This is a genomic window from Algoriphagus faecimaris (genome assembly GCF_900101705.1).
Taxonomy (GTDB): domain Bacteria; phylum Bacteroidota; class Bacteroidia; order Cytophagales; family Cyclobacteriaceae; genus Algoriphagus; species Algoriphagus faecimaris.
This window is the reverse complement of the sequence record NZ_FNAC01000037.1, coordinates 16,711-32,331: the sequence shown is the minus strand read 5'-3', so window position 1 is coordinate 32,331 and position 15,621 is coordinate 16,711. Positions and strand designations below refer to the sequence as shown.

11 protein-coding genes are annotated in these 15,621 nt (G+C 43.1%); 5 read left to right on the top strand and 6 right to left on the bottom strand.

Features of this window, described 5'->3' with window-relative positions; all coding sequences use genetic code 11:
* Positions 1-16 precede the first annotated feature (16 nt).
* Entirely contained in the window at positions 17-1,249 is a 1,233-nt protein-coding gene (locus BLQ57_RS16330; protein ID WP_169712781.1) for an Nramp family divalent metal transporter, read from the bottom strand.
* A gap of 104 nt (positions 1,250-1,353) precedes the next feature.
* Here BLQ57_RS16330 and BLQ57_RS16325 point away from each other — a divergent pair, with 104 nt between their 5' ends.
* The 4 genes from BLQ57_RS16325 (at position 1,354) to BLQ57_RS16310 (ending at position 6,521) form a co-directional block, all read left to right on the top strand.
* Positions 1,354-2,346 carry an alpha/beta fold hydrolase gene (locus BLQ57_RS16325; RefSeq protein ID WP_244887425.1) on the top strand — a complete coding sequence of 331 codons (993 nt, stop codon included), beginning with the start codon at positions 1,354-1,356 and terminating at the stop codon, positions 2,344-2,346.
* Complete coding sequence (locus tag BLQ57_RS16320) at positions 2,336-3,583, top strand: DNA recombination protein RmuC (protein ID WP_087940627.1); 1,248 nt, start codon at positions 2,336-2,338, stop codon at positions 3,581-3,583. Before BLQ57_RS16325 ends, BLQ57_RS16320 begins: the two co-directional genes overlap by 11 nt.
* Before the next feature lie 138 nt (positions 3,584-3,721).
* Positions 3,722-5,068 (top strand): Trk system potassium transporter TrkA, encoded by a 1,347-nt coding sequence (gene trkA / locus BLQ57_RS16315; RefSeq protein ID WP_087940628.1) that lies wholly within the window; start codon positions 3,722-3,724, stop codon positions 5,066-5,068.
* Positions 5,069-5,072: 4 nt separating this feature from the next.
* Positions 5,073-6,521 (top strand): TrkH family potassium uptake protein, encoded by a 1,449-nt coding sequence (locus tag BLQ57_RS16310; RefSeq protein ID WP_087940629.1) that lies wholly within the window; start codon positions 5,073-5,075, stop codon positions 6,519-6,521.
* Here the strand turns inward: BLQ57_RS16310 and BLQ57_RS16305 are convergent.
* Positions 6,518-8,977 (bottom strand): ligase-associated DNA damage response DEXH box helicase, encoded by a 2,460-nt coding sequence (locus BLQ57_RS16305; RefSeq protein ID WP_087940630.1) that lies wholly within the window; start codon positions 8,975-8,977, stop codon positions 6,518-6,520. The genes BLQ57_RS16310 and BLQ57_RS16305 overlap by 4 nt on opposite strands.
* Positions 8,967-10,559: an ATP-dependent DNA ligase gene (locus tag BLQ57_RS16300; protein WP_087940631.1), complete on the bottom strand. Its 1,593-nt coding sequence runs from the start codon at positions 10,557-10,559 to the stop codon at positions 8,967-8,969. Before BLQ57_RS16300 ends, BLQ57_RS16305 begins: the two co-directional genes overlap by 11 nt.
* Before the next feature lie 121 nt (positions 10,560-10,680).
* Here BLQ57_RS16300 and BLQ57_RS16295 point away from each other — a divergent pair, with 121 nt between their 5' ends.
* Positions 10,681-11,187 carry a hypothetical protein gene (locus tag BLQ57_RS16295; RefSeq protein ID WP_087940632.1) on the top strand — a complete coding sequence of 169 codons (507 nt, stop codon included), beginning with the start codon at positions 10,681-10,683 and terminating at the stop codon, positions 11,185-11,187.
* 81 nt (positions 11,188-11,268) lie between these two features.
* Here the strand turns inward: BLQ57_RS16295 and BLQ57_RS16290 are convergent, their stop codons facing one another.
* The 3 genes from BLQ57_RS16290 to BLQ57_RS16280 all read right to left on the bottom strand — a co-directional run bounded on the left by BLQ57_RS16290 (position 11,269) and on the right by BLQ57_RS16280 (position 15,576).
* Complete coding sequence (locus BLQ57_RS16290; protein WP_087940633.1) at positions 11,269-11,871, bottom strand: hypothetical protein; 603 nt, start codon at positions 11,869-11,871, stop codon at positions 11,269-11,271.
* 34 nt (positions 11,872-11,905) lie between these two features.
* Complete coding sequence (locus BLQ57_RS16285) at positions 11,906-14,221, bottom strand: TonB-dependent receptor (RefSeq protein ID WP_087940634.1); 2,316 nt, start codon at positions 14,219-14,221, stop codon at positions 11,906-11,908.
* Positions 14,222-14,325: 104 nt separating this feature from the next.
* On the bottom strand, positions 14,326-15,576 hold the full coding sequence (locus BLQ57_RS16280; protein ID WP_240507851.1) for an MFS transporter: 1,251 nt from the start codon (positions 15,574-15,576) through the stop codon (positions 14,326-14,328).
* Positions 15,577-15,621: the final 45 nt, after the last annotated feature.

The window sequence follows — 15,621 nt, the reverse complement described above, 5'->3', positions numbered from 1 at the left end:
GGGATCAAAATTTTAGCTAGAAAATATCCAAATTCAAGACTGAGCTGATACTCTTCACACCCAGAATCAGCGTAATAGACCAGATGAGTATCGAAATAGCATTGATCCAAAATGGATTTTTGTGGGATTTCATCCAGACTTTTTGATTGGCTAGCCAAATAATCCAGCCTGAAATCAAGGGTAATAAAATTCCGTTTGCCAGCTGTGCCAATGAAATCAATTGGGCTGCCTTTATACCTAACGAGGCAAAAACCAAACCCAGACTGACGACTGTTCCTATAGAGAGCCGCATGGAAACGGAGCGGGTTTCTTGGCTCCAGCCCATAATCCCACAGATCACCAGTCCGGCAGCCAATGGCGCAGTAATGGAAGAGGTAAGCCCTGCTGCCAGTAGACCAAAGCCCATCAGGTATTTTCCAAATTCCCCAAAAACCTTTTCAAGTCCAATCGCTATATCCTGTGCAGTGTTGATTTCGGGGCTTTGATTGACAGAACCTACGATCAAGATAGCCATGGAGACCAATCCTCCCAAGATGACTGATAGCACTATGTCTCTTCTCATCCATGGGATGTGATGGGGACTTTTCCATTTGTTTTTGGCCAAAGAGGCATAGAGAAATAAATTATAAGGAACTACTGTAGTTCCTATCAAAGCAACCAAAGTGGTGATTTGAGAAGAATCTAGAGATGGCCTAAATCCTGATAGAACAGCTGACCAATCAGGTCGCACCCAGATAGCAGTCAGAATAAACGCGATGGACATGAGCAGTACTAAACTTACCAATAGCTTTTCTATCACTTGATGGTTGCCTAGAATAAGCAGCAAGAAGGCTGTCAGTCCGATCAAAAAATTTCCCGACTGAATAACCAAAGGACCAATTTCCAGGTTTGGACTTTGCCAAAAAACCTGTAACCCCAATTGTGCCCCGGTGATATTTCCCGATTCGTAAGCTGTGTTACCAAGTACAACAGCCACTAATACCAAGACCATTTGAAATATTTTCCAAATGGGAGTAGCGTGTTGTTCACGGATGAGTTGAGCTAAATCTTTCCCTGTGGCAAGTCCTATTCTACCGGCTGTTTCTTGTAGGATAACAGTGGCTATGACAGATAAAAGTAGTCCCCAAATGAGAGAATAGCCAAAATTGAAGCCCGCCAAAGTACAGACCATCACTGTGCCTGGACCGATGAAAGCCGCGGCAACAATGGGCCCGGGGCCGACGTTCTTAAGAAAATCAGAAATGCGCAAGATCTTGTTTTTTGCCAAAATAGCTTTTTGGGAAGAATTTTTGTTATTTCTGTAGTTATCCTTTTGAAATCAACGCTTTTTCTATGAACTGGCTCAAAAAATCTTTGAAAATTCTAGCTTTCCTGCTTTTGGCATTTGTGTTTTTCTTAGCCTTACTTTATCGAAGTGATATTCCTGAAGAAGAAATCAACGAAAAGTACAGCTACCCGGAATCTCACTTTGTGGAAATGGACGGAGTCAATCTACATGTTCGCTTTTTAGGAAAAGGAGTACCGGTTTTTTTGATTCATGGGAGCTTTTCATCTCTGCATACTTGGGACAAGTGGCAGCAAGAATTAAGTCCCTATTTCATGACTATATCAGTGGATTTGCCCGGGCATGGACTGACTGGACCTGACCCATTGAAGCGTTACTCGGTAGAGGAATATGCAGATTTAATTTTGAAGCTGGCTGAGAAATTGGATTTGCCTAGATTTCATATTGCCGGTAATTCTATGGGAGGTGCTGTAGCCCTACATGTCGCAAGCTCCAAACCTGAGCAAGTCCTTTCTTTGAATCTGATAGATTCTTCTGGAGCGCCAAGGCCTATCAGCCGGAGCTTGGACCCTACTGCTTCTCGAGGAGGAGGTCAGGCCTGGATTTTCCAATTGATGGAAAACCCCATCTTATCGAAGTTGCTGCTAAGATGTACTCCAAAATTTCTCTTCACCATGAATATGCGTGAGGTATATGGAGATACGGAGCGTATCGATTCGGGGACTGTGGATCGATACTTTGAATTGATGCTACGAAAGGGCAATCGACAGGCCACTCTGGATCGATTATCAGGTAGCAGGAGAAGTACGGTGGATTTCAAAAAGCTGACCATGCCTACACTCATCATGTGGGGAGATAAGGATCGCTGGATTCCTGTAAGTCAAGCTTTACTATTCGAAAAAGAAATCCCTGGTTCAAATCTGATCATCTTTGAGGGAGTAGGGCATGTACCAATGGAAGAGATCCCGACAGTCTCTGTCGCAGATTACCTTTCGTTTTTAGGTGTGGAAGTCAGGAAAAACTACCTTGACGTTCCCAAATATGTAAGCTATGTCGAATGATATTTTATTGATCCTGATTGCACTGCTTCAGGTAGGTTTATTGGTGGCTTTTTTTACGGTGAAAAGAAAAGACGCCGAAGTACAAACACTCTACCAGCAAGTGCAGGATTTGCGACAAGACCTAGACCGTTCACTTTCCTTGGCTCGCAAGGAGAATCAGGAAAATCTAGCTTCCCAATTTCAACTGGTTTTTCAGTCTCTTCGGAGTAATTCACAAGATCAGAAAGAGGCACTCAAAACCTTTGGAGAAGTATTTCGGCAAAACGTTCAGGATTTTAATTCACTGCAGCGGGAAAAACTTGGAGAGCTCAATAGAAGGCAAGAGGAGCTGATGAAATCAACAGAACTTCGTTTGGAGAAAATCCGAGAAACAGTGGATGAAAAGCTCCAAAAAACCTTGGAGGCGAGGTTGGGGCAATCTTTTGAGATGGTCAGTAATCAACTGCAGGCGGTACAAAAGGGATTGGGTGAAATGCAAAGTCTTGCCAATGGAGTAGGGGACCTAAAGCGGGTCCTGAGCAATGTCAAAAGTCGAGGGGTTTTGGGAGAATATCAACTTCAGGCTATTTTGGAAAATTTACTGACTGCGGATCAGTTCGAGGTCAATGCTTCGGTTGGAAAGGGAGGCCGAGAGCGGGTTGAATTTGCCGTCAAAATGCCTGGGCAGGATCAGTCGGTACTTTTGCCCATAGATTCTAAATTTCCTCAGGAATCTTACCTTCGCCTGGTCGATGCCTATGAACTCGCCTCCAAGGCCCAAATTAGTGCGCAGCGAGCGGAGCTATTCAAAGCTGTAAAAAAAGCAGCCCAAGACATTAGGGATAAGTATGTCAATCCTCCTCATACTACCGATTTTGCTATTCTTTTCCTTCCTATGGAGAGTCTCTATGCAGAGATACTGCGTGAACCTGGCTTGACACAGCAGATTCAGCAGGAATTCAAAGTTTTGGTCACGGGGCCCACGACGCTATCTGCCATATTGAATAGTCTGCAAATGGGATTCCGTACTTTGGCTATCCAAAAGCGGAGCTCGGAGGTTTGGCAGATATTGGGCGCCATCAAAACAGAATTTGGAAAGTTTGGGGAGCTTATAGAAAAGACTCAGCGAAAACTTACAGAGGCTAATTCGGAGTTGGATAAATTGGTAGGAGTAAGGACCAGGGCAATTCAGCGTAAACTGAAGGATGTGGAAGAAATGCCAGAATCCGAAAGCAATCGCTTGTTGGATGAGATTTGAAAAAGTTACTGAAAATTCATTTTTTCATCAGTGCTTTGTTACTTTAGCTTTAATAAGCCGAAAGATTATTGTTAAATCCTGATAACCAAAAGGAAAAGACATTACTTTTGCGCCTCAAATAAATAGAGAAAGGAATTTATGGCCATGCACATAGTAATTGCTGGGGCGGGGGATATGGGATATCACCTTGCAGAGCAATTAAGCTACGACAATAAGGACATCACACTCATTGATACAGAGCGCGAGGTTTTGGACTATGTCTCCTCCAAGCTTGATGTCTTGACAGTGATGGGTGACGCCACCTCTATCGAAGTCTTACAGCGAGCTAATGTAACCAATGCCAGTATGGTACTGGCGGTGACGACTTCTGAGAAAACCAATATCGTGGCAGCTTTACTTGCTAAGCAATTGGGCGCCAAGCGAGTCATGGCTAGGGTTAGAAATCACTCCTATTTGCAGCAAGAAAACATTCGCTATTTTGAAAATCTGGGAATTGATAACTTGATCTCTCCTACCATGCTGTGTAGCCGTGAGATTTTCAACCTGATTCAAAACTCTAGCTTTACGGAGGTATTTGATTTTGAAGGGGGTAAACTCAATATTGTAGGAGTGACCCTAGATCAGTCTAATCCTCTCGTGAATCAGCGAATTATGGATATGAGTGCAAACCCGATATTTGATGATATTCGGATTATCGCCATCCTGAGGGACCAAAAGACCATTATTCCGAGAGGCAGTACGATCATTCGAAATCACGATCATGTCTTTTTTATCTCTACCAAGCAGCACACGCAGAGCATCCTCCAATTGATCGGTCAGGAAAAACGAGATATCAAAAATGTAATGATTATCGGTGGGGATGACATGGCCTTGACCACCGCACTCAAACTGGAAAATCATTATCGGGTGACTTTGGTCAACAAGGATAAGGAACGATGCAAGTGGCTTGCCGAAAACCTACCCAATACGCTGGTAATTAATGGAGATTATAAAAATGTAGAATTGCTGGTAGAAGAAGGTCTGGAGCAAATGGATGCCTTTTTGGCCTTGACCGATTCATCAGAGACCAATATCATCACTAGCTTGACTGCCAAAAATCACGGGGTCTATAAGACTATTGCTCATGTGGACACCCGCGAATACATCCATATTTCTCACAGTATCGGGGTGGATTCCTTAATCAATAAAAAGCTGGTAGCGGCAAATGAAATCTCTCGCTACCTGAGAAAGGGTACAGTTGAGGCTGTTTCGGGGATTTATGGCGTAGATGCAGAGTTTGTGCAGTATTCTATTTCAAAAAATAACCGACTGACCAAGAACACTTTGAAGGATCTGCATTTTCCCGATTCTGCCATCGTAGCGGGCGTTATTCGTGGGGAAGAGGTGTTTATTCCTGACGGGGATTTTCAGCTTTCCGTAGGGGACAAAGCCATTGTGCTAGCCCTACCTCAAGCTAAATCCGCATTAGAAAAATTATTCCATTAAGTCCATGATTCATTACAAGGAAATTGCGAAAATCATGGGGGCTCTTTTGGGTCTGATTGCTGTTTTAATGATTCCCGCAGCTATTTTTTCGATTTATTATGGGGAGAATTCATGGCCTCTATGGAGCTCGATTTGTATTTCTTCAGTCATCGGGGGAATAGCGTATTTTTCCTTTTCTAAAGAAGATCAGAATATCCGAAAGCGAGAAGGATATCTGATCGTGGCTTTGAGTTGGGTTTTTATGACCCTTTTTGGGATGCTTCCTTATATTCTAAGCAAGGAGATTCTTTCTTTTGAAGACGCATTGTTTGAAACACTTTCGGGTCTGACGACTACTGGTGCAAGTATTTTGACGGACATCGAGGCCATGCCAAAAGGACTTTTATTTTGGCGGAGTATGACGCAGTGGATTGGTGGTTTGGGTATCATTGTCTTGACTGTGGCGATTTTTCCACTTTTGGGAATTGGAGGGATTGAGCTCTTTGTAGCTGAATCACCGGGGCCAACTTCGGATAAGGTTCACCCTAGAATTTCAGAAACAGCCAAAAGGCTTTGGTATGTTTACGTAGGACTGACGCTCTCAGCGACGGTGCTCTATTGGGTAGGAGGTATGACCTTTTATGATGCTATTAATCACGGACTGACCACTATGGCCACAGGAGGATTTTCTACAAAAAATGCCTCAATGGCTTTTTATGATTCTGCCTTTATCCAGTATATAGCCATTTTCTTTATGTTTTTGGCAGGGACCAACTTCACGATTATTTATTTCGGGCTGATGGGGAAATTTAGAAGGGTCTTGAAAAGTGATGAATTTAAGGTTTATGCTTTTGCAATCTTGGGATTGGCAGTGATTGTAGCATACCCGATTTTTGCCAAAGGAGGGATAGACTTTGAGTTTGCCTTTAGAAAAGCCCTTTTTCAGGTGGTATCAATCGTGACCACTACAGGATATGTGACCGATGATTATACCCAATACGGGGCTGGGCTGACCTTTTTATTCTTTATGATGTTGTTTTTGGGAGGTTCTGCAGGATCTACCGCCGGGGGAATCAAATTCGTTCGTCACCTCACTTTTATCAAAAATTCTTGGTTGGAATTTAAGCGGTTGGTTCACCCTAGAGCCATAGTTCCTTTGATGATTAATGGTGATCGAGTGACCGGTAGAATCATCACTCACATCATGAATTTCCTCTTGATCTACCTTTTGACCTTTGTGATGGGATCTTTGGTGATGTCCTTGCTTGGCTATGATTTGGCTACTTCCTTAGGAGCTGTGGCTACGAGTTTGGGTAATGTAGGACCTGCCATCGGGCAAGTGGGGCCTGTAGACAATTTTGCTTTCCTCTCGCCGGCAGCAAAAATCTTCCTTTCTTTCATTATGCTTTTGGGTAGACTCGAACTCTACACGATATTGATCTTGTTTACACCTTTCTTTTGGAGGGCTAACTAATCCACAATCGTAAATTGAGCCTGTATCTTGGCGATTCTGTCCTCGAGACTTTCTGAGGATAGAGTCGTTCGGCTCAGTCTGTCCACCATGATCGGAAATGAAAAAGGAGTGAATTGTACCGGGTGTTTGATGACGATCTGCAATTGGTTTACCTTTTTCATCGCCCGAATCAATTTATCCTGATCCATTTGCTGGTTCATGGCTTCTAATCTAGCCTGTTTCAATAGTAAATTATCAGGATCATACTGTTCGAAAACTTGAAAAAGCAGACTGGAATTGGCTTGAACGTGCTTGAATGTCATAGGTTTACCAGGGTATCCTTGAAATACCAAACCTGCGATACTTGCGATTTCCCGGAATTTTCTACGAGACATCTCACTCTCGTTGATGCAATGTAGAATGTCATCTTCGAGGTTTTTTAAGGTGAAAATATCCTCTTCCAAGATTTCTTCTATGCTAATTGGCTCATCCGAAAGTAGCTCAAAACCATAATCATTCATTGCCATATTGAAGGTCACAGGATAGCTGGTGGAAATTCTGTAGGCAATCAGCGCACTCATCAATTCGTGAATCATCCTTCCCTGAAAGGGATAAAAGAAGAGATGGTAGCCTTGCTTGCTATGATGCGACTCAATCAGAAAAGTCCTATCATCAGGGACGATGGATAGTTTGCTTTGCAAATCCAAAATAGGAAGCACTTGCTGTACCTCTTCCGAGCGATAGATGCCCTGATTGTAGGCATGGAGAATTTGGAGGATTTGATCCGATAGTTTGGAGGAAAGGGACATCCTAGCTCCCATCCAACTGACAACATTGGAGGTTTTCTTTTGAGATACCTGAACGATGGCATTAAGGTCTTTTACCTGAAGCAGTTCCAAACTTCTCCCTGCGAAGAAAAACCGATCTCCGATTTTCATTTTTGAAATAAAATACTCTTCCACACTTCCGAGGTAGGAGCCGTTTTTAAACTTCACTTTCATCATGGCCTCCGAGACGATCGTCCCCATAGAAAGTCTATGCTTCATCGCAATGCGTTTGTTTTTGACTCGGTATTTGTCATCATCATCGAGGCTGACTTTTAAAAAATCCTCATAACTGCCCAAGGAACTCCCTCCAACTGTGATGAAATCCATCATCCAGTCCATTTCTTCATGAGTGAGGGCCGCGAAAGAGAAAGTCTTTTTGGCTACTTCAAGAATTTTCATCGGCTCCAATCCTTCTCCTACAGCCAAGGTTACCAAAAACTGAATGAAGACATCGTAGGGTAGTAGGGGAGCAAATTGGGATTCCATTTCACCAGATTCTATGGCTTCACGAAGTGCGGCAGCCTCGATGAGTTCCAGTGAGTTGGTAGGGACAAAAAAGATCTCCGATGGAAGACCCGGCTGATGACCTGCCCTGCCAGCACGCTGAATAAAGCGGGAAACCCCCTTAGGACTTCCCACTTGAATCACTCGGTCCACTGGTCTGAAATCCACTCCAAGGTCAAGGCTTGAGGTACAGACAACAATCTTGAGTTTGGATTCGTGAAGTGCATCTTCCACCCAAGCCCTGACCTTCATGTCCAAAGAGCCGTGATGCATGGCAATTAAGCCAGCCCAATCTGGCCTGCTTTCTAGTAATTTTTGATACCAAATCTCCGTTTGAGAGCGGGTATTGGTGAAAAGTAGGACGGTTTTTCCAGCTTCGATGATTGGTATCACCTTGTCAAGTAAACGAATTCCAAGATGGCCGGACCAAGGATATTTTTCGATTTCATCCGGGAAAACTGAGCGGAGAATAATTTCTTTTTCTATAGCTGCACGCACGATGTGCGCGGGTAAGTTTTTTCCTAAAAGTACCTCTGCCGCCTGTTCCAGATTGCCGATAGTGGCAGACACTGCCCAGCGCTTAAATTGCCTTCCGCAGATAGATTGGAGGTATTCCAAAGCCAGTTGAACCTGTACGCCCCGTTTATTCCCTACCAATTCATGCCATTCATCGACTACCACCGTCTGTATGGTTTCAAAAAGCTTGGAATGGTCTTTTTGTGAAATCAACACATGAAGCGTCTCAGGGGTAGTAATGAGCACTTCGGGCGGACGCCTTTTCTGTGCTGCCCGAGTTTTGGCATCCGTATCTCCGTTTCTGACTGCTATTTGCCAAGGCAAGCCTATGCGATCACATACTTCCTGCATGGCTTTTTGAATATCCTGTGATAATGCTCGAAGTGGAGTCACCCAGATCAGACGAAGCCCAATGTTTTTGCGAGTTTTCCAGTCCTCAGGGTGATCTCGGATGTATTCCAAAATCACAGGAAACCAAAGTGCAAAAGTTTTCCCGGACCCCGTAGGAGCATTTAAAAGCCCGGATTTTCCCGCAAGGTAGTCCTTCCAGGTTTCCAGTTGAAAAGGAAAGACTTTCCAGTTTTTTGATTCAAAATAGGAAAGTCCAACTTGTAATTCCTTATCCTCCATATAGCTTGAGTAGGTCTTTGAGATCCTGAAGGGAATTGGCTTCTTCTTTGGATTTATCCCTTCGCCAGCGCAAAATACGGGGAAATCTCAGGGCTATCCCACTTTTGTGACGTGGACTGTCTTGAATTCCCTCAAAGGCAATTTCAAAAACCAATTCTGCTTTGACCGTACGCACGGGACCAAAACGTTCTTTAGTATTTTTTTTCACAAACTGATCCACCTCCCTCATTTCTGCATCAGTCAGTCCTGAGTAGGCCTTTGCAAAGGGGACCAATTGATCACCCTCCCAAACGGCAAAAGTGTAGTCACTGTAAAGATCCGCACGTCTTCCGTGACCTTTTTGAGCATAGATCATGACACCGTCAATGGTCAAAGGTTCGATCTTCCATTTCCACCAATTCCCACGCTTTCTACCCACTTCATAGGGTGAATCTTTTCTTTTTAGCATCAAGCCTTCGGCGAAAAATTGCCTCGATTTTTCTCTGATTGATCCCAAATCCTCCCAAGCATCGGCCTGCAAAGGCGCTGAAATTTCGAAATGTGGGTGAGGGTGATTTTTGTAGAGTGATTCTAAAAGGGATCTCCTCCGCTCCAGTGGTTGGCTACGTATATCTTGATTTTCAAATTCCAATATATCGTAAGCCAAAAAGCTCACAGGAGCTTGATTTAGGATTTTTTTGCTGACATTTTTTCTCCCGATACGGGTTTGGAGGAGATTGAAAGGAAGAGGTGATTCCCCGCTGAAGGCCAGGATTTCTCCATCGAGGACAGTGCCGTCGGATAGCACCTTACCTAGATCCATCAATTCTGGAAATTTATCATTCACCAGTTCCTCACCTCTGCTCCAGATAAACACTTCTCCCTCTCGCTTGATGAGTTGGCCTCGGATCCCGTCCCATTTCCACTCGGCCTGCCAATCACTCAAAGCGCCAAGAGCATCTGGTTTTTTTTCAAGTGGATGTGCCAAGAAAAAAGGGTAGGGCTTGGACCGGTCTTTTTCTTGTTCGGATTGGTCAAAAAGCTGGTCGAAACTTATCTTAGCCGGATCCCAATTTCCCATCAGAGCATAAGCAATATCAGCTTTGTCCCTATTTAAATGGGCTGCTAAGGCCTGCGAAATGAGATTCTGACTAACTCCTATTCTAAAGCCTCCCGTGATCAATTTATTGAAGACAAATCGCTCCTGTCTATCGAGTTGGGACCAAGCTACTGTAATAAATTGCTTCTTTTCTTCCTCCTCCTGATCCTTGAGGTTGATGAGACCCATTATCCATTCACTCAGGTTTTTTTCTTTTTGGCCTGTGCCATCAGGAAGTAGCAAAGCGATTGTTTCTGCCAAATCACCCACCGCATGATAGCATTCATCAAAAAGCCATTTTGGAATATCTGCCAACTCTAGCGACCAATCTCCTAACTGTCTTGTGCTAACCTGCCGCTTAGGACGGCGATGGGTAAAGAGTGCTATAGCCCAGACTTTATCCGAATCAGAAGCCTGCGCAAAAAATCTTGATAAAGCCTCCAGCTTATCTTTGGTTTTATTGGATTGATCAAGTTGGGTGATAAGGCTAGCAAAATGCTTCATAGATGAAAATTGTAGGCTTTGTGACCAAAGTCCCCTTAAAATTCCTTTTATTCAATAAATTTACTCCTAATCGAACAGGATATGAAATCCTTCCGTTTAATGAATTGAAAACTTGAAATCTATGAAAAAGTTAATCCTTGGACTCTTGGTGATCGGAGGGCTTTGGTCCTGTACAGACGGAGAGTCGGAAAAATATACGGGTAAAAGTGTTGAATATCAGCTGTATCAATCTTCTGATTTTGATTACGTAGGTTCTGCTCAGATTCAGGAATTGATTGGAGGCAATTTGGAAATTACCTTACAGCTCGAAGGAGCTCGGAGCAATTCTGACGTGACTTACACCTCCCACCTTCATTTTGGAAATTACACAGAGGCGGATGCGCCAATTGCATTTATGCTTAATCCAGTAAAGGCTTCTGATTTACGAAGTGTGACCATCTTGGAGCAATTGACCGATGGTACTAGATTAAATTTCGAAGAAATTAAAGGTTTTGATGGCCACATCAAAGTACATTTAGCTCCCGACGGACCGGATTACAATACGATTCTTGTAGCGGGTAATGTAGGTTTGAGTTCTAATTTGGAATTCAAAATTGAAGAAATGGCAGTTTGTGGTAAGGATTTTTAAAGTGAAGTAGATCTTCTTATCATGGAAATAAAAAAAGCGGCTACATCATGTAGCCGCTTTTATTTCTATTTTGAAATTAAATTAATTGATAATCAATGGGAAAGTTACATCCAGATCAGACTCTCCTCCTGCTTGGGTAAAGTTGGCGAAATTTGGTTCTGAAGCTCCAGGGAAGTTCTTGTCTAAGTCATGTCTTAGGACCAATCTGAAGTTGGCAGTATTGAAACCCGGGCTAGCAGAGACAGTGACGACACCTCTTACTCCGATCAACTCACCGCTTTCATCGTCGTACACATAGGTCAATGGAGCAGAAGTTCCTTCAAAAGCTGATCCTAGAAAGTAAAACTGATGTTCATCCGCTTCTTCTAGGATTTCCTCGGTAATATCCTCATTTTCTATACTATTGAATACCTCGATATCAAGCCTATACGTCGTTCCTCGGTCTAGTTCGATATCATCCGTAGTTAGTGCATTGCCCACTTCAATTCCTTCAGCATCGGAGGCATTGAAGACTAGAGGAGTCCCCACAGGATTCCCGGACTCATCCAATTCCGTAAAAGTCAGATTGACATCGGTGATCACTTCACCGTCGTTTTCAACTACAGGATCATCACTCTCACATGAAGCGAAAGCGAAAAGAGCTGCTGATAGTGCGTAAATAGGGAGTTTTCGATAAATTTTCATTGGTTTTTAATTAGAATTGATAATTGGTTTTATTTTAAAATTGATAATTAATTTTTAGTAGAATATTTCTTCCAATGTCATCGGTGAAGTAGCGAAAGCGATTCATGTACTCCTTGTAGGAAGTATTGAATAGGTTTTGTACCTGAAAACCGAGGTTGAGCTTGTTTTTACCTACTTCGAGCTGCTGTAGGTAGGCAAAATTGAACAGTGCATAGGCGGGTGGGGCAGGAGCAAGATCAAAATCAGGCTCACGCTTTTGTCTAGCTACTAATAGATTGCTTAGAGTAAACTTGTGGCTTTTTTCCTCTTCTCCGAATTCATAGGCTAATCCCCAATCCATTCTATCCGATGGGATAAATGGAAAAAAACTGTCTGTTTCTGTGTTTCTGGCTCGGATGATAGAACCTTTGAAATAGCCACTCAATTGCCGGGTAAACTCATGACTACCCGACAAATCCATTCCATAGAACAAGGCGTTGGCTTGCAGGTATTCATAGACGTTAAAGGTCCCCCTTAAGCTTACAAAAGTCTCGTTGGTTGGATTTAAGTAGATGTAATTCCCTATTGAATTCAAATACGCCGTAAACTCCACAAGAGACTTGTTGCTGCTATATTCTAAGGAGTTGACCCACTTCAATGATTTTTCGGATGCTAGATTTTGATCACCAATCTCCACCGCTGCAGCGCCATGGTGAAGTCCTTGAGAAAATAATTCATTGACATTGGGAGGTCTCCAAGCCGAACCCAAATTACTGGTGACCGTCAGGGAATTGGAAATCTGATAATATGCCCCAATAAAAGCAGTGAAATTTTGATAATCCAAGTCAGCACTTTCCAGTTCTCCTCCTATGAAACGAGCAGTTTGTACATTTCGAAAATCATAGCGGATTCCCCCTTCCACCTCAAGAGGCCCTTTGGAAAACTTCTCCATTCCGTAGATGCCTAGGTTAATCATGTCATAATTAGGAATCAGTGGAGTGACACCTGTACCAGGGATATTGGAGTTAGCCTGATGGATGACGTTCAATCCCCAAGTCCCGCTGAATGCATTGGGATGGGTATGGTCTACAAATAGATCGAGTGTATTAGTGAAAAGCTCTAGGTCTAAGCTTGGTCGAGTATTCAGCTCACCTCTTCTACGGTCAAATTCCTGTCGATTATTCAATTGAAATCCATATTGTAAGTTGGCTTTCCAGTTGGAATTGATGTGATAGTGTGATTTTAACTTGGCTAAATGGTGGGTGACTTTTTGTTTAGGATTGTTGATTTCATAAGTGAAATCAGTTTGGCTAAATGGTCTCCCATTTTCTATGATACTCTCCAAATCAGTTAGGTTTCCAGTATGCGCATCTCGAAGTATTCCCAATTCACTGTTGAAATAACTGTAATAGAGTTCGGTGCCCACTTTCTTATTCGAATAGCCCACAGTACCACTAAAATTGAGTTCACTCAGTCCTGTATTGGATTGGTAGTAGTCTGGACTTTTGATCGTCCCACCTCTTTTTGCGGAGCTTTGTATCCGATAGCCTAGGCCTTTTATTTTATCAGAGCCACCGGTATGTGTGATAGATACATTTCCCATTCGGCCGTTTGTTCCGCCTAAAAGGTAAAGGTCAGTTTTACTTTCTTTTTTGGTAGGCAGCTCACTGGGACTGACTAGAATCACTCCGCCCATAGCCTCAGGACCAAATCGTACGGTTTCTGCGCCTTTGATTACAGTAATTTCATCGGCTAGGAAAGGGTCGATCTCCGGGGCATGTTCGGCTCCCCATTGCTGTCCCTCTAGTCTGATTCCATTGTTTAAAATCATAATTCTATTGGAGTGCAGGCCATGAATTACCGGTTTCGAGATACTATTCCCTGTAGAAAAGGTGGTGACTCCCGCTACTCTTTTGAGGCTTTCGCCGAGACTTTCTCCCCTTGATTCTAGCAATTCTACACCATAGAGCGCTTGTACTGCGGTGGTAGTCTGTATGGCATCTTGATGTCCGTGGATTTCCACTCCTTCTAGATCCATCGATTCTTCTTCCAGTCGAAAAGTCTTACTAAATGAAGTATTCTCCAGAGTGATTTTTTCTAGGATTTCCTTGTGCCCCAAAAACTGAATTTTAAGCGTATAAGTACCCGGACAAAGGTCTTTGATGATGAAATTACCATTGTCGTCGGAAATGGCACCTGTTTTTACTTCTTCTACCCAAACATAGGCCCCAGGGATAGACTGATTATTTTCCAAGTGAATGACCTTTCCTCTAATGGATAAATTGCAGGCCTGGGCCAAAACTTTTTGTCTAGCCAAGCCACCACTTAGAGTAAGAAAAACAAGCAGGGTAATTAGTGTTTCTTTTTTCACGCCTCAAAAATAGAGTCCTTTTGAGCATTAAACCACAAAAAGTGAAACAAAGTTGCAAAAAGGGATGAATGGTTTTTAAAAAGGAGGGGCGCGTTCCTGGGATTTCAGCCTTTTTTCTTCAAAATATGATATTTCCACTTGGCCAAACGATAGCTAGGAATCACCCGCATGGACTGAATAATCACAAATACGGCTAGTAGAATACTGAAAATAAAGACCCCAACATAAGAAAGTCCCAAATCTAAAATCAATCCAAAAGCTGCTGGACCCGCTGCCGAACTCAATACCATCAAGGAAGTAAAAACGCTTCTTACCGCTCCGATTTGTTTCTGCCCAAAAAATTCAACTTGCAAGGCTGCTACTGTCGCACTTCCAAATCCCCCGCTTATGCCTAGCAGAATCATATAGGGGAATATCACCCAGCCTCTCGAGGAAAATAATATCAGGAGAAGCGCAAAGAGAAAGGGGTACAGGTAATAGGGAAAAAAGGTCTTGGCAGAGTGCTGATCGATGAGCGGACCAGCCAAAAGAATGCTACCTGAACTTGCCAAGGCATAGACAGTCAGACCTCCAGCTATCAATGCGGGGTCCCAGCCTTTAAACTCCACAATCGAAAACTGGAAAAAGAACAATCCGGTAATCGTGAAGGAAAGAAAAAACATATTAGGTGCCAAAATCCAAAAGGCTCTTGTCTTGAGGATGTCTCGCTGACGCAAGGTAACATTTGATGAAGGGGTCGTTGTTTCTTCCTTTTCGTTACTCTCCTCAGTGACTAGGTGTTTGTCCTTGAGGACAAAGGCCAAAAAACCAAAAATAATCACAGCAGTAATCCCGGCATTGACCCAAAGTGACTCCCTCCAACCGATCTGTGTAATTAGAATGAGTATCAGCGCTGGAAAAACCGCTTGACCAAGGGGATGACCGAGTGAAGCCAAACTGATGGCTTTTCCCCGATTAAGGGTGAAATACCTCGACATGCTAGTAATGGAAATATGGGTATAAAGACCCTGACCTGCTAGCCTAAGGCCAAAAAAAGCAATGGGTAAACCCCACCACACTGTATTGACGCTCATGTAAAAGAGGGAGCAAAGGAAGATAACAGTCGTGTACGCAGTGTACTTTTTCAATGGAATGACATCGATGTATTTTCCAAGCTTGGGAAGTATTGTAGCTGATACGATGGTGGCTATTCCGTAAAACGAACTGATCTCAGAATTGCTGATACTGAATTCATCCATCAAAAAAGGCACATAAAGCGACAGTAAAAAAGTCTGTCCAAAACTCGACAGCGTAGTCATCATCACCCCAAAGATGATGAGTTCCAAATGGGATTTGAAAAATGCTAAATAGCGCAAATTAATGGGTTTAGGTGAAGCAGAGACAAAGATAAAGATGTTCTG